Source organism: Rhodococcus sp. 1163, from assembly GCF_002091985.1.
Lineage (GTDB): Bacteria > Actinomycetota > Actinomycetes > Mycobacteriales > Mycobacteriaceae > Rhodococcoides.
Genome location: NZ_MKKX01000033.1, coordinates 308,645 through 332,402, shown reverse-complemented (window position 1 = coordinate 332,402; position 23,758 = coordinate 308,645). Strand labels below are relative to the sequence as shown.

Sequence of the window (23,758 nt, the reverse complement as noted above, 5' to 3'; positions counted from 1 at the left end):
TCACCAGGACAACCACGGCTCCGACCGTGCCACCTGCACACCCACGGTCGCAGCGGAGGCTCGACGCACGCCGAACAACGCGTTCATCAACTCCGATTCACTTCGTCCGGACTCGGCGACCCAACGGCGGCTTCGATGGAGAGCTCGCGACGTCCACACCGTCAGTGCTGCATCGCAACTCTCACTACTACTGCTATCGCCGGCGAAGTCGACTTTCACACCGCCTGCAGCGCCGGGCCCCACCTCGGCACACAACCTCTGCAACGAGTCCTCGCCGAACACCACCCGACCGGACACCTCGACGACGAATCGGCACCGAGCACGTATCCAGTCATCGGGTTCATCGAGATGGACCCTCGAATCATCCAGTCCCAGTTCGTGATAGAGATTCGCGGCGTTCGCTCCTACGATCCAGACACCACAGTCCGCTGCTGCACCGACCGAAGTCGCGATCGTCACCGACAACGACGCCGCGCTGTGCGAGTCCGACGCTACGATCACGACACAGTCCGGAACGCGGTATCGAAGCCCCGACCTTCTGGCCGCAGGATCGGTGATCAGCGGCGCAAGTTTCAAGGCCTCGGCATTCTTGGAGTCCGTTCGTGCCGACACGGATCGCTCAGCCCAATCGGGACCGTCGTGCCAGGCGAGGGCTGTGCGTTCGTAGGCGAATACGGCGCCGGCCATGAAGGCGCGGTTGGCGAACTCCCAGTCCTCCCCTCCGTACTGCACGAAAGACTCGTCGAATCCTCCGATGGCATCGAACAGTGAACGTCCACAGGTCATCACGGCGCTGATCATGTACTTGTACGCGTCCCATCCTGGGTGCAGGAGATCCCCCGTCCGCTCGTAAGCGTCGACCAGCCAGGCTGGTTCGGTCACCGCGGCCGAGGAATGTTTACGCCTCCCGACCACCAGCGCATCAGGAAGAAGCGAGGGCAAGCGTGTTGCCGCGCGTATGTAGTCGGGCGTCGGCACGGTGTCTGCGTCCAGGAAACACAGAATCGAACCGCGCGAGGCGGACACCCCGAGATTCCGTGCAGCAGCCGCTCGAAAACCCTTGTCTTCCTGTCGGATGGTCACGATGTCGAGCCGTGCGCACCATCGATCGATGGGCGGCGGCTGCGAGGATCCATCGTCGGCAACGACGACTTCCAGTCGATCTGCCGGGTAGGTCTGCTCGGCCAACGCGGCCAGGACGAGGGACAACTGACTCGGTTGGTCGTAGTAGGGAATGATGACGCTGACGACGGGACATCGCGACGGGCCGTGCACACGGTCCCACTCGTTGTCGGGCACCAGTATCCGGCCATCACCGATATCTACCGTGCCGGTCACGCGGACCAACGTCGGAGGATCGCGTCGTAGGCGTTCGCGACCTCGGCGGGCGACGGTGATGGAACGACAGACTGATCCGTCCACGAGTCGGCAGGGTTCTCCATAGCAGCCGCAAGCGCCGCATCGAGTGCACCGTCGACGTTCTCGTACACGGTGAGCACTCCCGGTGACCGACGGTCCATCTCTTCGATGTACCTGGTCCGCGGTACGAGTGGGCGCCGCCCTGCCGAGATCCAGGTATTGATCGAACCCGATGCCGAGAGGTGTCGATGATGGGCAACTGGAACCGTGACCTCCCACATACGTTGCCAAAGTTCTTCGTCGTCTACGAATCCCGTGACGAGACACTCCCGCCCCGATACTGCCGCCTCGGTACGCAGTTCATCGACCAGATACTCGTGCCCGGGGGACGGCATTCCCAGAGCCGTGAACCCCACGGAAGCAGGCAGCGTCTGCATTGCCCGCATGGTCTCGATGTGGCCCTTACCCGGATAGAGGAACCCGAGCACTCCGACAGTCCGTCCCACCGTCGGCGGTACTCGCTTCGGTCCCATCGGGCCGGCAATCATCAACGGCACTACCGCAACCTCGACGAGTGAGTCCGCAGCGGGATGTACGAACTCGCGCAGCAGCTCGGCTTCGTGTTCGCTCGACACCACCACTCCCACAACGAGATCGAGAACAGATCGATAGAATTCGACCCGGTCCGACATCGACGGTCCATCCGAGGGTTGCGGAAGGTCGTGCAACGTAACCGAAACGGGCCTTCCGATTGCTGCGATCAATGCTCGAAGATCGGTCAGCGCTTGCCGAGGGCTACTGCCGAACAATCTGTCGGTGACATGAATGTGGACCAGAACGCACTCGAGTACGTCGATTGTCTCTGGACTGTAGGACCGAATCAAGCGGTGTTCCAAACCTTCGGCCCGCGCCGCGTCGTACACGGCAAAGCCGTACCGGACGACGCCGTGCGTTTCAGGACCGACGACCAGATGACACACAGTGCCCATCATGTCCGCAGGCCGAGAATGTCGATCAGACCGCTGTAGCGGCTCAGCGCAGCGTCCACGAACTCCGGGTGCTGTGCGTACCAGGACATCTGCTGATCGTGAATAGTCTTCTCCTCCACTATTTCTCCATCGACAGTCCACGAGGACCTGGCTACCGCATCGAGACCGAGCGCATCGATCACCCGTCGCTCCAGCGGTGCTCGGACGACGCCGAGCAGTTCGCGATCGAGCGAATACGGACCTGGCAGACCGAGGGCGTCGAGGATACGACTACCGAGCTCGATCAGGACCGCGTTGCCCGGGTGGTTGATGGTGTGCGCGGCAGCACCGCCGAGGGGGCGAAGAACATCGGAGATCGCGACGTCGCAGTCGCGCCGCTCGCGTCGGTCCAGTTCGGCGACGCTCGCCTGCGCGGCATCGACAATTCCCGCCGATGAGATTTCGAGATCCCACTCGTCGAACCGCATTCGCCCGTCGCGGACCGCCAGCACGGTCCGAAGGTCGTGGTACGGCACACCAGGAGGCACGGCCGAGGGGTCGCTGGGATGCCGAACGATGATCTGCCACGGGTACAACCCGGCGTACCGGATGACCGGCCAGACGATCCTGGTCGTGATGGACGGGGCCATGTCCGTGAGGTCTGCGGTACCGATGGGCAGCCCTCGGTAACCGGCCCGGACCGGTTGTGCGATCACGGCAAGAGTCTGCCGCAGAAGGCGTTCGACATGCGGAATGTCAGTGGCAGTCAGCTCGTGAACGGGCGGCACGCGGACGGTGCGGAATGGGCTGCTCGCCGAGGAAGCCAGCACGATACGCAGCGCTTCCGCCTGGCAGTTTCCCCAGACGAGCAGCACCGGACGGGCGTCCGAGGTGTCTGCATCGACGCCGTAGAAGCTGCCGTAATGCAGGGTTCGGCCGTCCGCGGTCACGCGCTGTAGTATTCGTTTGTCACGCAAATACACTCCCTCTCGAGCAGCCGGGCCGGGTTCGACACTCTCCCGTATATCCACTCTGCCGACAGAGGAACCCTTTATTTTGATCACGATCGCCTCGGTGCCCACTGACCACCGATATATCACCAATCTCGAACCGGACACCGTGGACATGGGTGAGCCGGCCTGTCTCCGGCTACCCGATCCACGGCCGGTCGACGCCGAGGAGACAGACGCCCGGTGGTGGCCTCCTCGGTGGCTCGAACCTCGATGGTTGACCGAGCACATCGATACCTTCGACGTGTTCCATCTTCACTTCGGGTTCGATGCGGTCGAGCCTGCGAGGCTGGCCGCAATCGTCGAGATTCTGCGCACGCACAACAAGCCTTTCGTGCTCACCGTGCACGATCTGCACAATCCACACTTCGCGGACAACTCCATGCACCTGGCACAACTCGACATTCTCGTGACTGCCGCGGACGACGTCATCACTCTCACTGACGCCGCTGCCGCGGAGATCACTGCACGATGGAACACCCCTGCCACTGTGCTGCCACATCCCCATGTCGCTCCGCTCGACCTGATCGGGCAGGCGCGGGCGGACCACGAGCGGGAGTTCGTCATCGGGATTCACGCGAAGAGCCTTCGTGCAAATCTCGATCCGCTGGCGGTCATGGACGTCGTAGTCTGCACCGCAGCAGAACTCGGAAACACACGAGTGCAACTCGACATCGACGAGGAGGTGTTCGCCCACCGTGATCAGCGGGGAGCAGTCGGTGCAGCGTTGACTGCGTACAACAGATTCCGCAGCGTCGACGTTCGGGTGCATCGCCGCTTCGACGACACCGAATTGTGGCGCTATCTGAGAGAAATCGACGTGTCGGTACTACCGTATCGATTCGGCACACACTCGGGCTGGCTCGAAGCATGCTACGACCTTGGAACCGCCGTCGTCGCCCCGGACTGCGGATACTACAGCGATCAGAAACCCTGTATTACATATGAATTCGGGATAGACCGATTCGAACCCGATAGCCTTGCGCAGGCACTGCGGGATGTCCACGCCTCCCGTAACCGGACTCCGGCCGCATCCAGAGCCGAACGGGAACGCGAACGCACCATGCTCTCCCGAAAACACTACGAAATCTACGAACGTGCTCTGTCGCGAGGTAGCCGCGTCCTGACCGAGGCCCGCTGATGCGACCATTACGCATTGCGCTACTCGGTTCATCGAATTTCCCTATCGCCGAACCGTTTGCCGGGGGTATGGAGGCGCACATCTGGCAACTCGCCCACACCCTGACCGAACGCGGCCACATCGTGACGCTTTTCGCCGCAGAGGGGTCTTCGGTCGAGGTCACCGGCGGAAATCTCAGGGTCGCACGACTGGAACTGAGTGCGATTTCCAAAGCGGACATCACCACACCAGCGCTGGCAGTGAGCGAGCATCACGCGTACCTGTCGGTGATGATGGATCTGGCTTCGGACCTGCGAGACTCCTTCGACATCATCCACAATCACAGCCTTCACTACCTGCCCATTGCCATGTCTCCGACAGTGCAGACGCCGATGCTCACCACGTTGCACACTCCCCCATTCGCCTGGCTGGAGTCGGCCATCGCTGTGTCGGCGAGTCCTGCGTCGTCGTTCGTCGCGGTCAGTGAGCATGCCGCTCGCCAGTGGGCACCCGTGCTCGGCGCGGTTCATGTCGTCCCCAACGGCATCTCGACGCAGCGGTGGCCGGAAGGACCCGGCGGAGACTATGCAGTCTGGTCCGGCCGTATGGTGCCGGAGAAGGCACCCCATCTTGCGATCGATGCCGCGCGTATGGCCGGAGTTCCACTTCGTCTCGCCGGACCTGTCTCGAATACCGAGTACTTTCGGGACCACATCGAGCCGCACCTCGACGACTCGGTGACCTACGTCGGTCATCTTCGTCAGCGGGAGCTCGCGACACTCGTCGGTGGCGCCGCAGTCGCTCTGGTTACGCCCGTCTGGGAAGAGCCCTACGGCCTGGTCGTCGCCGAAGCCTTGGCGTGCGGAACCCCCGTCGCCGCTTTCGACCGTGGCGGGATTCCGGAAATTCTCACCCCCGCCTGTGGCCGTCTCGCTACCGCAGATTCGGTGGAGGATCTGGCAATCGCGCTCGTCGACGCCGCAGCACTCTCGCGGAGCGATGCCCGGGCCCGTGCCGAAACTGCATGCTCGGAAACCGTGATGGTGGACCATTACTCGGAGCTCTACGAGCACATGGTTCGCGAAACGACGGTTCGACGAGGTGCGGCATGATCGGGTACTACGCGCATCATCATGGATCGGGACATGTGACTCGTGCGGCGTCGATCGCCGCTGAGCTCGAAGAACCGATGACCGTACTGTCTTCGCGCCCGCGATCTTCCGAACACGCTCACCTCGACTGGTTGCCGTTGCCTCTCGACGTGGACTCGACGATGGGCGATCGAGCGTCCGATCTCGACCCGACTGCATCGGGGGTGCTCCATTGGGCACCGATCGGTGTCCGCGGCCTCACCGAGCGCATGGCGATGCTTGCCGAGTGGGTCGCACGAACACATCCACGGCTCGTCGTCGTCGACGTGTCCGTCGAGGTAGCCCTGTTCGTCCGGTTGCTCGGAATTCCTGTTGTCGTTGTCGCCATGCCCGGTGATCGAACGGACGAGCAACATCAGTTGGTTTATCGGATCGCAACAGCAATCATCGCCCCGTGGTCCAACAATGTGTACGACCCGGCCTCGCTTCATGCGTTTTCCACCAAGACCACCTACGTGGGGTCGATCAGCCGTTTCGCTGGGCGACCGCGCACTCCGAACACGACAACCGAGCCGAATGTCTTCGTTCTCGGTGGCGCGGGCGGGACGTCGCTGACGAAGAAGGATATCGACGAAGCGGCCGAACTCAACTCCGAATTCACCTGGACGGCAGCGGGACTCGATGCACGAACATGGATAGACGATGTCTGGCCACACTTGTGTGCGGCATCGGTGGTGATCACCCATGCTGGGCAGAATGCACTCGCCGACGTGGCATCTGCGGCGGTGCCTGCAGTCGTCGTGCCCCAGGATCGGCCCTACGGTGAACAGGACGCGACCGCCGACGCACTAGCAGGGGCGGGAGTGGCCGTAGTCGCGCCGTCGTGGCCGTCCCCCGATCGTTGGCGGGCCCTGTTGGCGGAGGCGGTACGCCTGGGGTCGGAGGGCTGGCATCGCGTCGAAGCGTCCGGTGCCGCCTACCGCGCAGCGCGACTGCTGTCCGAGACGGCCGCAGTATGAGGACATCCGTGATCACCGTCGTGTCAGGGCGGCACGAGCACCTTCGGGGACAACTGCGTGGCCTCGCCCAGTCGATGCTCGAACCCGAACAGCACATCGTCGTCGCCATCGGCGACGGCGAGATCGCTCGTGTCGTCGCCGACACGGAAAGCACGGCGCAGGTTGTCGACCTCGCCGCACCCCAAGGCAGGCTTCCGATCGGGCAGGCACGAAACGAGGGCGCCCGAGTGGCATTGGACGGCGGAGCCGATCTTCTCGTCTTTCTCGACGTCGACTGCATTCCGTCACCCGAACTGCTTACGCGCTATCACGATTGCGCAACACAGCCTGATCACCGCACATCGTTACTCTGCGGACCGGTTACTTACTTACCCGCTCGAAGCTCGGCGTGGGCGATCGAGGAGTTGCAAGCCCACACCGACCCTCATCCGGCGCGTCCGAATCCGGTTGCTGGAGTGGTCGAGACAGGCAAGAATTTCGATCTCTTCTGGTCACTGTCCTTTGCTCTGTCGACCGATACCTGGAACCGTATCGGCGGATTTCACGACGAGTATGTCGGATACGGCGGCGAGGACACCGATTTCGCAGCTGTAGCTCGCTCGATCGGAGTCGGGTTGCGTTGGGTCGGCGGCGCGCATGCTTACCATCAACATCACCGCGTCTCCTCACCGCCGATCGAACACCTCGACGACATCGTCCGCAATGCGGCTCTGTTCCATCGCCGTTGGAGCCGGTGGCCGATGGCAGGGTGGCTGGACGAGTTCGAGCGTGATGGCCGCATCGTGCGCAATCCCGACGGATCCATCGATCGCATTGCATGAACCACTCGACTACGGGGTAAGCCGTACGTGCTCTGCACTGAACGCAGGTGCCCACACAGGATGCGAGGTCCGTACGATGAATCGAGTAATCAACATCGGCGCGTCGGCACCAGCGGCGCGAGCTGTGACAACCAAGCGGGAATGGGCAGCAGACCTCAGTACCCAGCGGTTGTACGCGCTGCTCAAGCTGCGCGTGGAGGTGTTCGTGGTGGAACAGGCTTACTTCTACCCTGAGCTCGACGGTGAGGACTTACGCTTGCTGACCAGGCACTTCTGGCTCGAGCGTGACGATGAAGTCCTGTGCACGTTACGACTGACCGAAGAGGGCAACGGACCTGATCGGGTGTTGCGCATCGGCCATTTGTGTACCCGACGCTCCGAACGCGGGAAGGGCCATACCACCCGCCTGCTCCAGGCAGCCTTGGCCGATGTCGGTTCGGCCAGATGCCGAATCGATTCGCCGAGCTACCTCGTGGACATCTACTCCGGGCACGGATTCGTGCCGTGTGGGGACGAGGTCCTCGACAACGGAGTTCCTGTCATCCCATTGGTGCGAGAATCCAAGTGAATGTGGAAGTTTCGGTCGAACTACGCCCAGCAGGCGCGGCTCGACCGGGTAGATTGGACTCGTACGCGCAGTAGCGAACTGGTGAAGCCCGCTTCCCGACGATATTGATGCTGTACCCCTGAAGGATCTGGTCGCGAGAGAGTCGAGAACAACATGCAGTGGTGGGGATGGGTTATCGTGGCCCTGGTCGTGATCGTGGCGCTCGTGGCGCTCGTGCTGGCCGTTCAGGCCAAGCGCCGATCCGGCGGTGTGATCATCACTGGCCGGCCAGGCAAGACCGGAAGGTCGAGAAAACCATGATCGAACAGTTGATGCGGTCCAGTGAGATCGCCAAGCGTCCGGTTGTGACTTTCACCGGTGAAGATATCTCACAGATCAAGGACATCATCTACGCCCCCGACGGCGGAGCCGTCGCCGGTTTCACTCTCGCCGGACGCGGATTGTTCTCCGGTCCCCGGAAAGAGGTTCTTCCGTGGCGGTCCGTTGCAGCACTGGGGCCCGACGCAGTGATGATTCTCCGCGAGGACATGCTTTCCCCGGCAGGCGAGATGTTCACCGCTCCAGACTCCGGCGACGACACTCCACAACCCTCACATGAGCGGCGTGGCGACATCCTCGGCTCCAACGTCCTCACCGACTCCGGTATCGAATTGGGCACCGTTGTCGACGTCATCATCGAGGTCAGTGGCCGCTACGGCGGAAAGTGCGAAGTAGTGGGCTACGAAATCAAGTCCTCGGAGGCGATGAAGAACAAGGGCACAACGGTGCTCATTCCGTTGCCCGACACACTCGCCGCATCCGGGGAGCATCTGATGGTGCCCGCCAGCGCCACCGACTTCGTGCGTGATGATCTCGCCGGGTTCGGTGCCGCCGTCGACGCATTCCGCGCGCAATTGGGGGGTACGAACTGATGTTGTTCTCCGAGTCCACCGGCCGCAAGGTGGTCAGCACGACCACCGCCGACACGGTAGGGACCATCGCCGGGTTCTTTGTCGATCCACACAACCGCGCAGTTGCCGGGGTTCATCTCAAGAAGGCCAAGTCCGGGAACGCGCTCGCGTGGTCGGGGATTTCCGCGTTCGGAATCGATGCGGTCACCATCGAATCCTCGGACTCGATCGTCGATGCCCATGACGAGGCGTCGCTCTCGGCGCTGGAAGGAAGGACCCACGACGTTCTCGGAAAGCGTGTACTCAGCACCGGTGGTGTCGAGCTCGGAAAAGTCGACGACGTCGATTTCGATCCTGAAACGGGAGCGATCACCTCGCTCATCGTCGGCGCCGAGCAGATCGAGGGACGCGCCCTGATCGGAGTGGGATCGTACGCAGTGATCGTCGACCACCGACAGCAGTGAATCGGGCCTCCCACATGTGTGAGAGGCCCGATTCACGTACGGATATGACAGAGAGTGTCAGCTGCCTTCGGTATCGCTGACGAATGCCCACTCCCCGTCGTGGTCGACCTCGAGGCGCCAACCCAGTTCGGAATTGTCGGCCTTCTTGTCGATGAACCAGGCATGTGCGTCGTCCGCACTGTCTATGTCTTTGGTTTCGACGACTTCGCCTTTGGGATCCAGAACTCTGTAATTTGCCATATCTGCATGTACCCGCGATTCGCTCGAATTCAAACGTGGTTTGTCACCCGGGGTCCGGGGTAAATCAGAGCAATGAACGACGCCAGCCCCACGACCATCAGCAGGCCGTACCCACTCGGTGCATCTCTACTCTCCACGGGCGGGGCCGACGTGGCCGTGTACTCCGAAACCGCCGACTCCATCGCTGTCGTTGTCGTCGACGAGAACGGTGCCGAAGTCTCCTCGACCACGCTCGATAGCCGAACCGGCCATGTATTTCACGGTATCGTCGAGGATCTGACAGCGGGTTCGCGCTACGGACTGCGGGTAGAAGGACCATGGGATCCCGAGTCCGGTCTACGCCACAATTCACACAAGCTCCTCCTCGACCCCTATGCGAGAGCAATAGCCGGTGGAGTCGAGTGGGACGAGTCGGTATTCGGCCACCACCACGACGAGCCCGACACTCGCAACGACGACGACTCCGCGGCCTCGATGCCGCTGTCGGTGGTCTCGGCATCCGAGTTCGACTGGGGCAGCGATGCCGCACCTCGAATTCCGTTGGACCGCACGGTCGTCTACGAAGTTCACGTGAAGGGTTTCACTGCCACACATCCCGACGTGGAGGAGTCCATTCGCGGAACCTATGCAGGGTTGGCCCATCCCGCAGCGATAGCCGAGCTTGTCGAACTGGGCGTGACTGCCGTCGAACTGCTTCCCGTTCATCAATTCGTCCAGGACTCCCATCTTCTGGAAGCGGGCCGTCGAAACTACTGGGGATACAATTCGATCGGCTTCTTCGCCCCGCACAACGAGTACAGCAGTGCCGGTGACACCGGAGGGCAGGTAGACGAGTTCAAGACCATGGTGAAAGCTCTCCACGACGCAGGAATCGAAGTGATCCTCGACGTGGTGTACAACCACACAGCCGAGGGAAATCACCTAGGACCGACGTTGTCGCTCAAGGGAATAGACAACAGGTCCTACTACCGATTGGTCGAGGACGACAGGGCGTCGTACTTCGACACCACGGGAACGGGCAACAGCCTCAACGTCGGCCACCCAGCCGCACTGGCTCTGATCATGGACTCCTTGCGATATTGGGTTACCGAGATGCACGTCGACGGATTTCGATTCGATCTCGCGAGCACTCTCACCCGCCAGGACTCCGATCTGGACAAGCACAGCGCATTCCTCGATCTGGTCCACCAGGATCCGACACTGGCTCCGGTCAAGCTCATCGCCGAGCCTTGGGACACCCACGGTTATCAGGTGGGCGGATTTCCCGCTCGCTGGTCCGAATGGAATGGCCAGTTCCGCGACGACGTTCGAGACTTCTGGCGCGGTGAACCCGGATCGCTCGGCGCCTTCGCACAACGCATCACTGGCAGCCCCGACGTCTACGAGGCCAGCCGTCGGCCGACCTTGGCGAGCGTCAACTTCATCACCGCGCACGACGGCTTCACCCTCGCCGATCTCAACAGTTACGACGACAAGCACAACGAGGCCAACGGCGAAAACAACGAGGATGGCGAGTCCGACAATCGTTCGTGGGGTTGCGGAGCGGAAGGCCCGACCGAGGACGAGGGCATCCTTGCCCTGCGCGCGCGGCAACAACGAAATCATCTGGCGACGTTGTTGCTGTCTGCCGGTGTGCCGATGATCCTCGGTGGCGATGAAATCGGCAGATCGCAGCAGGGCAACAACAACGCTTACTGTCAGGACAACGAGCTGTCGTGGTTCGACTGGGCGGGCGCCGATCTCGATCTCCGCAACTTCACCCGCGAGCTCCTACGAATGCGCCGTGAGCATCCGGCACTGCGTCCGAAGTGGTTCCGGCACGACGGTGACAGCAATGCCGAAAACTCTGTGGACTTCTACCGGGCGGACGGCGCCAAGCTCGGCGCGGAGGATTGGGAGGACGGCACCGCTCTGTCGATGCTGGTGCGCATGACGGCGCCCGAGGACGACACCACCTTCGCCTGGCTCGTCAACTCTTCCTCCGGCCCAGTGGACTTCTCACTGCCGGAGGGAAAGTGGGCGCAGAGTCTATCGAGTGACCCCGATCAGGCCTACGAAAGCGAAGGCCCGACAATTCTGATTCGTGAGCACTCGTTCACCCTCCTGGCAGCAGAAAACTAGAAGGCGGGACCTAGAACCACTCGGGATTCATATCCAAGGTCGTACGGTCCAGGGACGCCAAGAGGTCGAATTGCGGGCCTGTCTTCGGTAGCTCGTAGCCGAAGAAGTACCGAGCGGCTTGACGCTTGCCGTCGTAGAAGGCTCCGGTCTTGCCTTCGACGGCGGTGAGCTGCTCGAGCCACATCCAGGCAATCACCACATGCCCGACGGCTTCGAGATACACGGTCGAATTCGCCAGTGCCACAGCAGGATCACCCGTCGACCACAGTGCTGCGGTGACCTCGACCGTGCGGTTCCATGCCGCTTCCAATTCACCGGCGAATTGGGCGGTGTCGGGGCTCAGCGGCCGGGCCCGTTCGACGGTAGCCAAAATTTTGGAACCGAGGAGCGCCACCCCCGCTCCCGCCTGCATGGTCACCTTTCGACCCAGCAGATCGAGCCCCTGGATGCCGTGCGTCCCCTCGTGAATCGGATTGAGCCGATTGTCGCGGTAGTACTGCTCGACGTCGTAGTCACGGGTGTAGCCGTACCCGCCGTGAATCTGGATCGCCAGACTGTTGGCCTCGAGACACCACTGCGACGGCCAACTCTTCGCGATCGGCGTCAACACATCGAGCAGTAGCGTCGACTCCGCCTTGACGGTGTCATCGGTCGTCGAATCCTGCTCGTCGACGAGCCTGGAGCAATAGAGACCGAGCGCAAGCGCTCCCTCCACATATGACTTCTGTGCCAACAACATTCGCCTGACGTCGGCGTGCTCGACGAGCGGTACCGCAGGAGAGGACGGATCCTTGGACCCCAGCGGCCGACCTTGAGTGCGAACCTTCGCATACTCGAGCGACTTCAGGTATCCGACGTAACCCAACGCAATTGCCAGGAACCCGACCCCAATTCGCGCCTCGTTCATCATGTGGAACATGTAGGAGAGACCGCGATGCTCCTCCCCAACGAGGTAGCCGACCGATCCGTCGAAAGCGAGAAGGGTGTTGGTCGTCCCTCGGTTGCCCATCTTGTGGTTCAAACCGACGAGAGTCACCTCGTTGCGGTCCGCGTTCGGCAGCAGCTTGGGGACGATGAACAGCGAGATGCCCTTGACTCCCGCTCCCCCACCTGGAATTTTGGCCAGCACCAGGTGGATGATGTTCTCGGTGAGTTCGTGGTCGCCTGCCGAGATCCACATCTTGGTTCCGGTGATCCGGTAGCTGCCGTCGTCCTGCTTCTCGGCCCGGGTCGTGATGTCGGCGAGCGAGGAACCCGCCTGCGGCTCGGACAGGCACATCGTGCCGAAGTACTTGCCCTCCAACATCGGACGCACATACTCGTCGATCTGCTCGGGAGTTCCGTACGTCGAGATCAGATTGGCATTGGCGACAGTCAGGAACGGGTACGACGCCGTCGAGGCATTGGCCGCCTGAAAGTACGCCATCGATGCGCGAGCGACCGTCGTCGGCAGTTGCATACCGCCGACGCTCTCGTCGAACTGACTTGAAATGAGCCCGGCAGAGGAATATACGTCCAGTGCGGCCTTGACCTCGTCGATCATGTCCACCGAGCCGTCGGGACGCATGGTCGGCTCGTGCGCATCGGACTTCTTGTTGTGCGGTTCGAAGTGCTTGTGCGCAATGTCGGAACATAGGTCCAGTACCGCGTCGAACGTCTCCTTCGAGTGTTCGGCGAACCGCGCGCGGTCCGTCAGCGATACGACGTCGAGCCACTCGTAGAGCAGAAAGTCGAGATCGCGGCGAGAGAGTACGTCGGTCATGTCATGCCTCGTGTCGGAAAGTCGCAGTGGGAACTATGCAAGTGCATAGTTTCTATGCACCTGCCTATAATCGACCCGGCACCCGATCGTGTCAACCCTGGACATGGAGAGGAGGGATCGCGCGAGAAATGAGTGTCGACGAAGTGAGCACCTCCAAAGCCGCCGCCCGGATCAGAAGCGCTGCCATCGAGATTTTCGCTGCCAAAGGGTACGGCGCGACGTCGACGCGCGAGATCGCCGCAAGCATCGATCTCAGTCCCGGGGCTATGTACCCCCATTACAAAACCAAAGAGTCGCTACTGTTCGACGCGAGCCTCGACGGACACCGACGTGCGCTCGCCGAAACGAAACAGGCCGATATCCACACCGACCCGCCGCCGGCTCGACTCGCATCCACGGTCCACGCGTACGTCCAGTTCCATGCCCGTCATCACGCATTGGCACGGGTCATCCAATACGAACTGCGGTCGCTCACACCCGAGCACTTTCGCACGATCGCCGCTGTTCGACGGGCCACCTCCAAGGTGTTCACCGACATCATCGACGCGGGCGTGAGCTCCGGAGATTTTTCGGTCGCCGATACCGGCGCTGCCACGTTGGCGATCACCTCGCTCGGAATCGACGTCAGCCGATGGTTTCCTAGTAAGTCGTTCTCGGATCCGGACATCCTGGCCTCGCGTTATGTGGAACTGGCGCTTCGGATGGTCGGCGCACCGCCGTCGTAGTTTCCACGGCAAGCCGGCTCGTTCAGACAGCTATCGACTCACTCCGACGACAGCGTAGGTTGCCATTGGTGTGGGTCACGCACGACGATCGGGAGTGAGTTCGGGTCACCTGCAGGCCAACGTGCTGGAGATTCACCGAGCGCATGCAAGCGTTCCATTTGCTCACGACACCAAGGCGATACCGCACCCCCCTCGGCAACGAACCTCGAAAACTGTTGCCAGGGAACCCAATCGGCGCGTGAAACCTCTTCGGGATTCGGTTTCGGAGCGGGCCCGTCGTAGACGACGCCGAACACCGGACACAGTTCGTTTTCCACGATTCCGTTTGCCATGACGGCTCGATACCGGAAATCGGGTAGCAGCAGCCGCACGCCTCCTGCCTCGATTCCCAACTCCTGACTTAACCTGCGCAGGACCGCATCGCCCAGATTCTCCCCTGGTCCCGGATGCCCGCAGCAACTGTTGGTGGTCACCCCCGGCCAGGTCGACTTGTGGTGGGCACGCTCGGTAACCAGTACCTCGTCCTTGCCGTTGAACACGTAGCACGAGAACGCCAGATGCAGCGGAGTCGTCGTCGTATGCACTGTCGACTTCACCTGCGTTCCCAACTTCCGACCGGCATCGTCGACGAGGACGACCTCCTCGGTCAGCATCGGGCACTGCCGGTGGATGAGGTGAGGGGCGCGCAAGCTATCCGATCCATAACATCATGTTCCCAGACCCCGCCACATTCGAAACATTTCGGCACCGGTCGGCGCGTTCTCTTTCATTCCACGGTCGAAGACCACACCATGCGTGGGCGGAAAAGTTCGATGTTTGTAGTTACCGACGGAACGGGTAGTGCGATACGCAGGCGGGGCCGTGTTGGTTCACTTCGCCGCCGGAGCGTCCGGGCAGGTTGAGCACACAGCCTCCCGGCCGTTCTTACTCCCCGGACACCGATGGAGCGGACGTCGCTGGAGAACTCGACGCAAATGTGAGGTCCAGAGCCGCCGAGAGATCGGCGATCAGATCGGCCGGATCCTCCAAACCGACGGAGAATCGCAAGTGTCCGAAGGTCCGGAAGGAATCCGGATATCGGGCGACCCGCGCACCTTCGGTTCCTACATGCACGATCAACGACTCGTCGTGGCCGAGTGATACCGCCGAGGTGATCACTCGAAGATTGGCGACGAACACGTTGTGGGTATCGGAGTCGGCGTCGATCGCAAAAGCCATCATCGCGCCGAACCGACCATCGAACTGGCGTGCGGCGACCTCGTGCTGAGGATGCGATTCCAATCCCGGATAGGCAACGAACGCCACCCTCGGATCGTTGTCGAGAAACCTGGCGATGGTCGCGGCAGAGCTCGTCTGCTGGTTCACTCGAAGTGGAAGCGTGATCGAGCCACGACTGATCAGCCAGGCATTGAACGGTGAGATGACACCGCCGACATCGACCATTGCGTCGTTCTTGATCCGACCGATGAGCGCGCTCGATCCGATGACCGCACCACCCATTGCGTCACCGTGCCCGTTGATGTACTTGGTCAGCGAATGCACGACCAGATCTGCGCCATCGGCGAGCGGTCGATACATCGGAGGCGGGGTGAAGGTCGAGTCCACCGACAACAGGACATCTGCGTCGTGGGCTACCCGTGCGATTGCCGCGATGTCGGTGACCTTGGTCGTCGGATTCGCGATCGCCTCGACATGCACCAGAACGGTGTTCTCGCGCACAGCGGCCGCGACCGCGGCGGCGTCCGAACTGTCGACGAACGTTGCTTCGATTCCATACTTCTGCGGCAGTAGCTCCGAGAACAACCGGAAGGTCGCTTCGTACGTGACATCGCCGACGACCACGTGGTCACCGGAGGAGAGAAATGTGAAGAACACCGCATGCAGCGCGGCCACTCCGGATGCGAGAACGACGGCGTCCTCACCGTTGTCGAGTGCCGCCAACTTCTCCTGCAACGCAATCTGATTCGCACCGGAATTGCGCGTGTAGAGCGGCACGTCGGTGGCCGACCAACTCAACGAGGACGGATCCTCGGGTAGTGCATAAGAGTTGGCCATGACGATGGGTTGCCTGATCGCTCCCGAACCACCGTCTGTTCGATTGCCCGCATGTACCGCTTGCGTGGGGAACGCCAGTGTCGATGGGTCTTCTTTGTCGGGACGCGATGTCATACCGAGAAATCTATCGAACACCAGACCGCGCGTGCGTTAGCGGCGTGAGAGAACGACCACCGGGATCTCGCGGTCGGTCCACGCCTGATAGTTGGCAAAGTCTGCATATCTATTCACCAGTAACGGCCACAGCCGCGCACGCTCGCTGGAGTCTGCTGTGCGTGCATGCACGTCACGTCGCTCGGAGCCGATTTGCAGCCACGTATCCGGGCTCGCCATCAGATTCGAATACCACTGCGGGTTCTTGGGCATTCCGCCCTGCGAGGCCACCACGATCACGTTGTCGCCATCGAGCAGATAGATCAGCGGAGTGGTGTACTCGGTGGCCGACTTTCGGCCTCGATGCCCCAGCAGGAGCACTGGCACCGGCTTGCGGAATCCGCTGCCGATACGCCATTTCCCACCGATCCGGCCACCGGTGCGTCGGTACAACCAGACCTGAGCCTTGGCGCCGTATTTCATCACCGAGGGAACGATCGGTGAGTCGAGATGGGATGGCCGTGCGGGAGATGTCGTCACGTCGGGCAGTCTAAGGCCGCGAGGCCGCAGCCGTCGATGATCCTGTTGAGCTCTACCCGTTTCTTTAAGTAACTGGCAATCTCCGTAACAGTTACATTGGTAGAACCTCGACGAAGGGATGCACCCGCGATGAACAGCACCGTCAGCTCGATCGACACCATCGAAGCCGAGGATGTCTCAGCACGGCTGCTCGATTCCGCCGCGCAATTGTCGTACGACCCGGCCGAGGAAGTCGCCTGGGACGAACCCCTCGACCCCGCCCTGTTCGGCCTCAATCCGGAATGGAGCACTCTCTACGGCACCGCGATGTGGGAGGAGATGACGCAGGAACAGCGCATCCTGCTCACCCGCCACGAGGTGTGCTCGATCATGAGCACCGGAATCTGGTTCGAGATGATCCTGCAACAGATGGTTCTTCGCGACCAGTATTGCAAGGACTCGTCGAACTCCGACTTCCAGTTCGCGTTGACCGAGATCGCCGACGAGTGCCGACACTCCATCATGTTCGCTCGTGCGTGCACGACCATGGGCATCAAGGCGTACCTACCGCGCCGGATGAGCATCGAACTCGGCCGCGGCTTCAAAGCTATTGCATCTGCCGAAGCCGCCTACGGCGGAATACTGGTGGCCGAAGAAGTTCTCGACGTGATGCAACGCGATTGGATGCGCGGCGAGAACGTCCTCCCGCTGGTGCGCACCACCAGCAAGATCCATGTAGTCGAAGAATCGCGACACATGACCTTCGCCCGTGCGCAGATGCGTGAACGGATTCAAGGCAAGAGCGTCGCGCGGCGTAAGTCGAGTGCGCTGGTCGTTGCCATCGCCGCTCGCATCATCGTCTCGAACATGGTCAACAAAGGGGTGTACGAGGCTGCAGGTCTCGACGCGAATCGTGCAATCAAGGAGGCCAAGAACAACGCCCATCACCACACCATGATGCGAACCAGCAGCGAACACCTGATGGCTTTCCTGCTGGACTGCGGTCTGATCACCAAGCCGGCGGAGGCAATTTATCGTCGGCTGCACATGCTGTGAAGAAGGACTGACGATATGGCTTTCGCCATCACCCAGAACTGCTGCAACGACGCGTCCTGCCTGTCGGTCTGCCCGGTCAACTGCATTCATCCGACACCTGATGAGCCGGATTTCGGCAAGACCGAGTTGCTGTACATCGACCCACGCTCCTGCATCGACTGTGGGGCATGCGCCGATGCATGTCCGGTCGACGCGATTGCCCGCGTTTCGCGTCTGACACCGGAGCAGTCGATCTACGCCGACATCAATGCGGACTACTACAAGGACAAACCGACCGATCCGGCATGGGCAGCTCCGCGGTTCCCGTCCCCGGCGGTGAACGAACTTCGAAAAATCGATGTCGCGATCATCGGAACCGGCCCGGCTGCCTGTTACACCGCGCAGGCACTCCTGCGGCTTCCGAGCAGCCGGGTGACGTTCTACGACCGCCTGCAGAGCGCAGGTGGATTGGCTCGCTACGGGGTGGCACCCGACCATCTCGGAACCCGCCGAATCAACGAGCATTTCCGCAGCATCTTCGCGCACCCCCGCGTCAGCATGAAGCTCGGCGTCGAGGTCGGAGTCGACATCGACCAGCAGACGCTGTCCGAACGCTACGACGCCGTCGTGTACGCCGTAGGTGCGGAGAACGATCGCCCCCTCGACATTCCCGGCCTCGACCTGCCCGGTTCGATCAGCGCTCGCACCGTAGTCGGTTGGTACAACGGCCATCCTGACATCGCCGCCGATGCCGTCGACCTGACCGGCGTTCGGAGCGTCACGATTTTCGGCAACGGCAACGTGGCCCTCGATGCGGCGCGCATCCTCACCGCCGACCCGGACGATCTCGCATCCACCTCCATCGCACCCCATGCCCTCGCGGCGCTCCGAGCGCACCGGGTCGAGGAAGTCGTCGTTCTCGCTCGTCGTGGCCCGGAGTTCGCCGCATTCACTCGTTCCGAGTGCAAGGCGCTTCTCGACCGCCCATACGTCGATGTGGTGGTAGCCGGATCGCCGGAGACTTTGTCGATGATCGACGCGCTTCCCGCCTCGGCTCCGGCGTCGGCGTTGCGTGGCGCGAACGTCGTCGAACTGGGTTCACCGCATTCTTCGCCTCGGATCGTCTTCGCTTTCGGACGGGCACCTCTCTCCGTTCACGGCGACAACCGTGTCGAGTCTGTCCTCGTCGGAACCGGAGACGATGCACGATCGATTCCCACCGAGCTGGTGCTACTCGCGATCGGATATCGCGGAACACCTTCTGCGGGAGTTCCTTTCGACGAGCATTCTGGGACGATCAACAATATCGACGGCCGAGTGTCCGACCACGATGGAACACTCGTAGCGGGTTGTTACGTGGTCGGTTGGGCCAAGCGTGGCGCCACCGGCGGAATCGGCGACAACAAGGTCGACGCCGAACTGACTGTGGACGCGCTCGTCGAGGACGTCGCAGCGCGCAGTCCCCGACGAACTCGCGACTGGTACCGAAGACTTTCTGCATCAGCGAAAACTCTCGAGGACGTCGTTATACTCGATCGGTGAGTACTTCTGAGATCGCGACCGTATTGGCCTGGCACGACGCACTCAACGCGAACGACGTGGACACGGTATTGGCTCTGTCGAGCGACGATATCGAGGTGGGCTCGGCCGATGGGGCCGCGCAGGGGCTCGAGCACCTGCAGGAGTGGGTGCGCACTCCGGGAGTGACGCTCACTCCAGGTGCGATGTTCTACCGGGACGGCGTCGTTGTGGTCGAGGAATCGGCAACCAGTGGTGACGAGTCGGCGGGAACCACCATGGAGGCCGCCAGCTTCCGAGTCGTGCACGACCACGTCACGTCGATCTTCCGTCATACCGACCTCGAATCGGCCCTTTCTGCCACAGGTATGTCGGAAAGCGATCGGGTGGCCGAAAGCTGACTCGCACGAAGCACTCTCACCTGGGATAGGCCGAACGGTCCGGTGCCCGTTCTACGGGATCGGGCACCGCACCGTCAGCGAGATCAGTCGTCCCCGCGCGGAGGCGGCTCGACATCCACGCCTCCGCCCCGGTGCTCGGGCCCCGCGTCAGGATGGTTCGCCGGAACACGGCTGCGCGAATTGGCGGCTTCGCTGTCGTTGAACTTCCTACGCCAGGATTCTTCGGGCCGGTAGGGGCCGGGCTTCGGCCGAACCTTGCCACCGGGCAAAGCGAGTCGGGCGATTGTGCGGTGCACCATCCCCCACTGCTGCATCAGCGGTCCACTGTTGTACGGCAGCTGGTACCGCTCGCAGATGTCCTTGATTTTCGGAGACACTTCGGAATACCTCGTACTCGGCATATCCGGGTACAGATGGTGCTCTACTTGGTAACTCAAGTTCCCGCTCATCAGATGGAACAGTGGACCGCCATCGATGTTGGCGGCCCCGACGAGTTGGCGAACGTACCAGCCGCCGCGGGTTTCGTTCTCCACTTCTTCTTCACTGAACGTGTAGGCCTGATCCGGGAAATGCCCGCAGAAGATGATGCCGTGTGACCAAACGTTGCGAATGATGTTCGCAAAGAAATTCGCGGCAAACGTTGCGACGAACGTGCTTTCCACGCCACTGAAGCGAGCATCGAGCACATTGGCTACGGCGTTGTTCTTCCCGAATCGTGTCGACTTACGCAACCGCGCAGCCACTCTCGACTTCTTGCTCTCGCGCAGATGCCCTCCGGATATCAGCTGCGCCAAGCCGAATGCGCCCGCACTGATAATTGGCCAGCCGACATAGTCCTTGACGAACTGCCGACGTGCTTTGCCTGCAATCCCCGCGAGATCTGCCAGCAGTTCCTTCGGCGACTTATCGCCGTGTCGCAACGCATCGAGGTCCAGATCATGCAGGGCCACCCCCCATTCGAAGAACGCCATGAGGAGAACGTTGTAGAAGGGCTGCGCCAGATAGACCGGGTGCCACTTCTGCCGCGGGTCGATACGCATGATCTCGTACCCGAGGTCTTTGTCCTTGCCGCGAATGTTCGTGTAAGTGTGGTGCACGTAATTGTGTGAGTGCTTCCACGATTGCGCCGTCGATGCGGTGTCCCAGTCCCACACCGAAGAGTGGATCTCCGGATCGTTCATCCAGTCCCACTGCCCGTGCATGACGTTGTGGCCGATCTCCATATTCTCGAGGATCTTCGCAATTCCGAGGCACGCCGTGCCCGCCAGCCAAGCAGGCTTGCTCGTCGAGCCGAGCAGAAGTACGCGACCAGCGACCAGAAGTTGGCGTTGTGCCGCGATCACCGAGGTGATGTATTTTCGATCCTTCGCACCCAGGCTCGCGTACACCTCGTCGTGAATGGCGTCGAACTCTTTGGCCAACTCGGCGATGGTCTCCTCGCTCAGATGTGCCAGCGGATTGACCGGCTCCGTGCGGGTCGAGTGGTCGATGGTCATAAGAATCCCTCCGGAGATCTCATAGCTCGATTTCGATGTCGCCCTCGGCCGTGTTCACACAAATTCGCACGGCTTGTCCCGTTGGTTCGGACACATCCCCATTGCGCAAGTCGCGTAAACGCCCAGACCTCAACGTTCCGACGCAGGTGTGGCAGATCCCGATGCGGCAGCCGAACGTCAGGTCGAGGCCTGCGTCTTCACCGGCTACCAATATCGTGGTTCCGCCGTCGCACTCCACGTTCTTGTCACTGTTGACGAACCGGATAGTGCCGCCCTCGCCGTCCTCGGAATTACCACCGATGACTGGCTGAAAGCTTTCATGATGGAACCGTTCGTAGTCCCCTTCGTCCTTCCAGTAGGACCGCAGGTCGTCCAGATGCTCCCCCGGACCGGAACAGAACGCCTCACGCTCACGCCAGTCCGGAACGAGTTCGTCGAGCTCGGCAGCTTTCATTCGACCTTCGTCGCTGGTGATGCGCAGTTCGAAACGAAAGCCAGGATGCTTCGCTTCCAGTTGGGCAAGGGTGTCGGTGAACATCAACTGCTCACGGCTGTGAACCGAGTGGACTACGACGATGTCTTTCAGGTGATCGTGGTGGTCCAGGCTTCGAAGCATGCTGATGATCGGTGTGATGCCACTCCCCGCACTGATGAACACCATCTTCACCGGTAACGGATCGGGAAGCGTGAACTCCCCTTCGACCTCACTGAGCCGGACTATGTCGCCGGCCCTGATGGTGCCGACCAGGTAGGGCGACACCGTGCCTTCCGGGACAAGCTTGGGACTGACACTCACCAGGCCGTCGACCGGGTCGGGATCGGAGGTGATCGAATACGCTCGCCAGTGGTACCGGCCGTCGATGAGCACTCCCAACCGTACGTACTGCCCCGGGGTGTGGCCGGCCCATTCGAAGCCTGGTCGAATGTAGACCGACACCGCCTCCGACCCCTCCGGAGAGACTCGCTCGACCTTGCCACGCAGCTCACGGGTGGTCCAGAGCGGATTGATCATCGAGAGATAGTCGTCCGGTCTCAGCGGATTGAACAGTAATCGGACAGCTCTCAGCATCGTCCTGCGAACTATCGAAACCTGGGGTCTGGCCCCGCGCTCTGCCACGATGTACACGTTAACCTCGGTCACGCGTGTTTTGTGTTGGATTCGCGAATCGGCTGAACCGACGGCGTCGCGGAACGGTCGGTATTTCATTGCAGCGCAGGGAAATACACAGAATCAACGACCCCCATCCCAGGCGAAAACCACCCACCGCCATCGACTTCGAAAAGGGACATTTCGACAGCACCCTGCGAACACGCGCTCCGGTGAGCCCACCAACAAACACCCAGTGATGCGCATCACTCTCGCACTCTGGGTGTTTGTTGTAAATATCGACGGGTAACGCACTACGCAGTGCCATTGACTACGTGGGGGGCACACCAGAAACGAGAGACCCACACAACCGAAAAGGAGCGCACGATGGCTACATCCACCCTGCTCGCACAGTTGCGGGCCGTTCTCCAACTGACCAACACCGAGATCCAGACAGCTCAGACCCGCACCGCTCAAGCTCGCACCGAAGCAGTCCGGACAGAGCTCGAACAGAATGCGTCGAACGGCCGTGACCGCGCCGACGCCATCGAATCCGCACTTCGTGATCTCGGTGGCCTTCCTGACGTCGTCGGACCGCTGGTCGGACGCACCCTCGCACTCTTCAAGACCCTCGGCGAGCAGGCCCAACCCTTCGACGAGGCGCTTCTCGGAGACCTTGCACTCGAACAACAGCTGCTCGGCCGCGCTAAGTACATCAAGGCTCTCGCGACCGCCGCCCACGAACCCAAGGTGGTCGCTCTGGCCGACCGCTTGATCACCGCACACAGTGCCACTGTGGATTGGCTCGAAACCGTCCTCGCCGAAGACGCACTGGGCGGCCCTGCAGCCTTGCGCCGGTCACCTCTGCAGGCTGCAGCGGGCGGCGCCGTCAAGTTGGTCAATGCTCCCGCGACGTGGTCCGCGCGCAGTCTCGATCGAGCACTCGACGCGGCCCGCGGCACACCCAATCGGGTGAGCGAGCTACTCGGTCGAGGTGCACACGCGGGCGATGTTGCAGCAAAGACTCTCGCCGCCAGCCGCGACGCAGCCCTGGAAGCTGCCGAGGGTGTCACTCGCGAAGAGGGCGCTGACGGGGTAGCCGACGCTATTCATTCTGCACGGGCAGCGGGTGGCATTCTCGATCCCGAGGAGCTTCCCATCGATGGCTACGAGGATCTGAATGTTTCCGAGTCCGTTTCTGCGATCAAGGAATTGGATGATCCGTCGGATATTCGCGTCGTGCTCGCCTTCGAAGAAGCGCACAAGAATCGTCACGGGGTCGTATCCGCGGCCCAGACACGGCTGGCTGCAATCGCCAAGGAAGTTGTCTCGACGCCCTGATCGATGATGTTTCGAATAATGGAAGCCGGCCCGAGCTGATCAGCTCGGCCGGCTT

Annotated in this window: 24 protein-coding genes; 14 read left to right on the top strand and 10 right to left on the bottom strand. The window is 61.6% G+C overall.

Features of this window, described 5'->3' with window-relative positions; translation table 11 throughout:
• Genes BJD99_RS15380 through BJD99_RS15370 form a run of 3 tightly spaced genes read right to left on the bottom strand, consistent with a single transcriptional unit; the run spans position 1 to position 3,277 of the window.
• Positions 1-1,338: a glycosyltransferase gene (locus BJD99_RS15380; RefSeq protein ID WP_084347987.1), complete on the bottom strand. Its 1,338-nt coding sequence runs from the start codon at positions 1,336-1,338 to the stop codon at positions 1-3.
• Entirely contained in the window at positions 1,335-2,351 is a 1,017-nt protein-coding gene (locus BJD99_RS15375) for a hypothetical protein (RefSeq protein WP_084347986.1), read from the bottom strand. The genes BJD99_RS15380 and BJD99_RS15375 overlap by 4 nt, the downstream gene beginning before the upstream one ends.
• A complete protein-coding gene (locus BJD99_RS15370; protein WP_256895776.1) occupies positions 2,348-3,277 on the bottom strand; it encodes a WcbI family polysaccharide biosynthesis putative acetyltransferase in 930 nt (309 codons plus the stop codon). Before BJD99_RS15370 ends, BJD99_RS15375 begins: the two co-directional genes overlap by 4 nt.
• 124 nt (positions 3,278-3,401) lie before the next feature.
• On the opposite strand from BJD99_RS15370, the gene BJD99_RS15365 reads away from it, so the two are divergent.
• From BJD99_RS15365 to BJD99_RS15335, 8 genes are all read left to right on the top strand, one after another.
• A complete protein-coding gene (locus BJD99_RS15365) occupies positions 3,402-4,478 on the top strand; it encodes a glycosyltransferase (RefSeq protein ID WP_256895775.1) in 1,077 nt (358 codons plus the stop codon).
• Entirely contained in the window at positions 4,478-5,569 is a 1,092-nt protein-coding gene (locus tag BJD99_RS15360) for a glycosyltransferase (protein ID WP_084347984.1), read from the top strand. The genes BJD99_RS15365 and BJD99_RS15360 overlap by 1 nt, the downstream gene beginning before the upstream one ends.
• Entirely contained in the window at positions 5,566-6,567 is a 1,002-nt protein-coding gene (locus tag BJD99_RS15355) for a glycosyltransferase (protein WP_084347982.1), read from the top strand. The genes BJD99_RS15360 and BJD99_RS15355 overlap by 4 nt, the downstream gene beginning before the upstream one ends.
• Positions 6,564-7,388 (top strand): glycosyltransferase family 2 protein, encoded by an 825-nt coding sequence (locus BJD99_RS15350; RefSeq protein ID WP_084347980.1) that lies wholly within the window; start codon positions 6,564-6,566, stop codon positions 7,386-7,388. The genes BJD99_RS15355 and BJD99_RS15350 overlap by 4 nt, the downstream gene beginning before the upstream one ends.
• Positions 7,389-7,464: 76 nt before the next feature.
• On the top strand, positions 7,465-7,956 hold the full coding sequence (locus BJD99_RS15345) for a GNAT family N-acetyltransferase (RefSeq protein ID WP_084348097.1): 492 nt from the start codon (positions 7,465-7,467) through the stop codon (positions 7,954-7,956).
• A gap of 177 nt (positions 7,957-8,133) precedes the next feature.
• Positions 8,134-8,256, top strand: a complete 123-nt coding sequence (locus tag BJD99_RS21345; RefSeq protein WP_254900665.1) for a hypothetical protein — start codon at positions 8,134-8,136, stop codon at positions 8,254-8,256.
• The gene (locus BJD99_RS15340) at positions 8,253-8,867 is read left to right on the top strand and encodes a PRC-barrel domain-containing protein (RefSeq protein ID WP_084347978.1); all 615 of its coding nucleotides are present in this window, start codon (positions 8,253-8,255) and stop codon (positions 8,865-8,867) included. The genes BJD99_RS21345 and BJD99_RS15340 overlap by 4 nt, the downstream gene beginning before the upstream one ends.
• A complete protein-coding gene (locus BJD99_RS15335; RefSeq protein WP_084347976.1) occupies positions 8,867-9,310 on the top strand; it encodes a PRC-barrel domain-containing protein in 444 nt (147 codons plus the stop codon). The genes BJD99_RS15340 and BJD99_RS15335 overlap by 1 nt, the downstream gene beginning before the upstream one ends.
• Before the next feature lie 57 nt (positions 9,311-9,367).
• Here BJD99_RS15335 and BJD99_RS15330 read toward each other — a convergent pair whose 3' ends face one another.
• A complete protein-coding gene (locus tag BJD99_RS15330; protein ID WP_084347974.1) occupies positions 9,368-9,550 on the bottom strand; it encodes a hypothetical protein in 183 nt (60 codons plus the stop codon).
• A 72-nt stretch (positions 9,551-9,622) separates the two neighbouring features.
• Here BJD99_RS15330 and glgX point away from each other — a divergent pair, with 72 nt between their 5' ends.
• On the top strand, positions 9,623-11,671 hold the full coding sequence (gene glgX / locus BJD99_RS15325) for a glycogen debranching protein GlgX (protein ID WP_084347972.1): 2,049 nt from the start codon (positions 9,623-9,625) through the stop codon (positions 11,669-11,671).
• 10 nt (positions 11,672-11,681) lie between these two features.
• Here glgX and BJD99_RS15320 read toward each other — a convergent pair whose 3' ends face one another.
• A complete protein-coding gene (locus BJD99_RS15320) occupies positions 11,682-13,433 on the bottom strand; it encodes an acyl-CoA dehydrogenase (RefSeq protein ID WP_084347970.1) in 1,752 nt (583 codons plus the stop codon).
• A 128-nt stretch (positions 13,434-13,561) separates the two neighbouring features.
• Here BJD99_RS15320 and BJD99_RS15315 point away from each other — a divergent pair, with 128 nt between their 5' ends.
• Positions 13,562-14,158 (top strand): TetR/AcrR family transcriptional regulator, encoded by a 597-nt coding sequence (locus BJD99_RS15315; protein ID WP_084347968.1) that lies wholly within the window; start codon positions 13,562-13,564, stop codon positions 14,156-14,158.
• A gap of 38 nt (positions 14,159-14,196) precedes the next feature.
• Here the strand turns inward: BJD99_RS15315 and idi are convergent, their stop codons facing one another.
• From idi to BJD99_RS15300, 3 genes are all read right to left on the bottom strand, one after another.
• On the bottom strand, positions 14,197-14,811 hold the full coding sequence (gene idi / locus BJD99_RS15310; RefSeq protein WP_084347966.1) for an isopentenyl-diphosphate Delta-isomerase: 615 nt from the start codon (positions 14,809-14,811) through the stop codon (positions 14,197-14,199).
• A gap of 271 nt (positions 14,812-15,082) precedes the next feature.
• Complete coding sequence (locus BJD99_RS15305) at positions 15,083-16,327, bottom strand: PLP-dependent aspartate aminotransferase family protein (RefSeq protein WP_084347964.1); 1,245 nt, start codon at positions 16,325-16,327, stop codon at positions 15,083-15,085.
• A gap of 36 nt (positions 16,328-16,363) precedes the next feature.
• On the bottom strand, positions 16,364-16,789 hold the full coding sequence (locus BJD99_RS15300) for a nitroreductase family deazaflavin-dependent oxidoreductase (RefSeq protein ID WP_084348096.1): 426 nt from the start codon (positions 16,787-16,789) through the stop codon (positions 16,364-16,366).
• A gap of 186 nt (positions 16,790-16,975) precedes the next feature.
• Here BJD99_RS15300 and BJD99_RS15295 point away from each other — a divergent pair, with 186 nt between their 5' ends.
• The 3 genes from BJD99_RS15295 to BJD99_RS15285 are packed head-to-tail and all read left to right on the top strand — an operon-like array spanning position 16,976 to position 19,779.
• Entirely contained in the window at positions 16,976-17,881 is a 906-nt protein-coding gene (locus BJD99_RS15295) for a diiron oxygenase (protein WP_084347962.1), read from the top strand.
• A 15-nt stretch (positions 17,882-17,896) separates the two neighbouring features.
• Complete coding sequence (locus BJD99_RS15290; RefSeq protein WP_084347960.1) at positions 17,897-19,402, top strand: FAD-dependent oxidoreductase; 1,506 nt, start codon at positions 17,897-17,899, stop codon at positions 19,400-19,402.
• Complete coding sequence (locus BJD99_RS15285) at positions 19,399-19,779, top strand: nuclear transport factor 2 family protein (protein WP_084347958.1); 381 nt, start codon at positions 19,399-19,401, stop codon at positions 19,777-19,779. Before BJD99_RS15290 ends, BJD99_RS15285 begins: the two co-directional genes overlap by 4 nt.
• A gap of 83 nt (positions 19,780-19,862) precedes the next feature.
• Here BJD99_RS15285 and BJD99_RS15280 read toward each other — a convergent pair whose 3' ends face one another.
• The gene (locus BJD99_RS15280; RefSeq protein ID WP_084347956.1) at positions 19,863-21,275 is read right to left on the bottom strand and encodes an acyl-CoA desaturase; all 1,413 of its coding nucleotides are present in this window, start codon (positions 21,273-21,275) and stop codon (positions 19,863-19,865) included.
• Between the two features lie 19 nt (positions 21,276-21,294).
• A complete protein-coding gene (locus BJD99_RS15275) occupies positions 21,295-22,392 on the bottom strand; it encodes a ferredoxin reductase (RefSeq protein WP_179142354.1) in 1,098 nt (365 codons plus the stop codon).
• A 357-nt stretch (positions 22,393-22,749) separates the two neighbouring features.
• Here BJD99_RS15275 and BJD99_RS15270 point away from each other — a divergent pair, with 357 nt between their 5' ends.
• Positions 22,750-23,703: a hypothetical protein gene (locus BJD99_RS15270; RefSeq protein ID WP_084347954.1), complete on the top strand. Its 954-nt coding sequence runs from the start codon at positions 22,750-22,752 to the stop codon at positions 23,701-23,703.
• The last annotated feature ends 55 nt before the right edge of the window (positions 23,704-23,758 follow it).

Bases quoted from the DNA above. Each gene is read 5' to 3' on its own strand.
- BJD99_RS15375 (WP_084347986.1), bottom strand. From the start codon at position 2,351: ATGATGGGCACTGTGTGTCATCTGGTCGTCGGTCCTGAAACGCACGGC.
- BJD99_RS15330 (WP_084347974.1), bottom strand. From the start codon at position 9,550: ATGGCAAATTACAGAGTTCTGGATCCCAAAGGCGAAGTCGTCGAAACC.
- BJD99_RS15355 (WP_084347982.1), top strand. From the start codon at position 5,566: ATGATCGGGTACTACGCGCATCATCATGGATCGGGACATGTGACTCGT.
- BJD99_RS15335 (WP_084347976.1), top strand. From the start codon at position 8,867: ATGTTGTTCTCCGAGTCCACCGGCCGCAAGGTGGTCAGCACGACCACC.
- BJD99_RS15315 (WP_084347968.1), top strand. From the start codon at position 13,562: ATGAGTGTCGACGAAGTGAGCACCTCCAAAGCCGCCGCCCGGATCAGA.
- BJD99_RS15320 (WP_084347970.1), bottom strand. From the start codon at position 13,433: ATGACCGACGTACTCTCTCGCCGCGATCTCGACTTTCTGCTCTACGAG.
- BJD99_RS15270 (WP_084347954.1), top strand. From the start codon at position 22,750: ATGGCTACATCCACCCTGCTCGCACAGTTGCGGGCCGTTCTCCAACTG.
- idi (WP_084347966.1), bottom strand. From the start codon at position 14,811: ATGCTGACCGAGGAGGTCGTCCTCGTCGACGATGCCGGTCGGAAGTTG.
- BJD99_RS15290 (WP_084347960.1), top strand. From the start codon at position 17,897: ATGGCTTTCGCCATCACCCAGAACTGCTGCAACGACGCGTCCTGCCTG.
- BJD99_RS15305 (WP_084347964.1), bottom strand. From the start codon at position 16,327: ATGACATCGCGTCCCGACAAAGAAGACCCATCGACACTGGCGTTCCCC.
- BJD99_RS15295 (WP_084347962.1), top strand. From the start codon at position 16,976: ATGAACAGCACCGTCAGCTCGATCGACACCATCGAAGCCGAGGATGTC.
- glgX (WP_084347972.1), top strand. From the start codon at position 9,623: ATGAACGACGCCAGCCCCACGACCATCAGCAGGCCGTACCCACTCGGT.
- BJD99_RS15360 (WP_084347984.1), top strand. From the start codon at position 4,478: ATGCGACCATTACGCATTGCGCTACTCGGTTCATCGAATTTCCCTATC.
- BJD99_RS15340 (WP_084347978.1), top strand. From the start codon at position 8,253: ATGATCGAACAGTTGATGCGGTCCAGTGAGATCGCCAAGCGTCCGGTT.
- BJD99_RS15300 (WP_084348096.1), bottom strand. From the start codon at position 16,789: ATGAAATACGGCGCCAAGGCTCAGGTCTGGTTGTACCGACGCACCGGT.
- BJD99_RS15350 (WP_084347980.1), top strand. From the start codon at position 6,564: ATGAGGACATCCGTGATCACCGTCGTGTCAGGGCGGCACGAGCACCTT.
- BJD99_RS15345 (WP_084348097.1), top strand. From the start codon at position 7,465: ATGAATCGAGTAATCAACATCGGCGCGTCGGCACCAGCGGCGCGAGCT.
- BJD99_RS15280 (WP_084347956.1), bottom strand. From the start codon at position 21,275: ATGACCATCGACCACTCGACCCGCACGGAGCCGGTCAATCCGCTGGCA.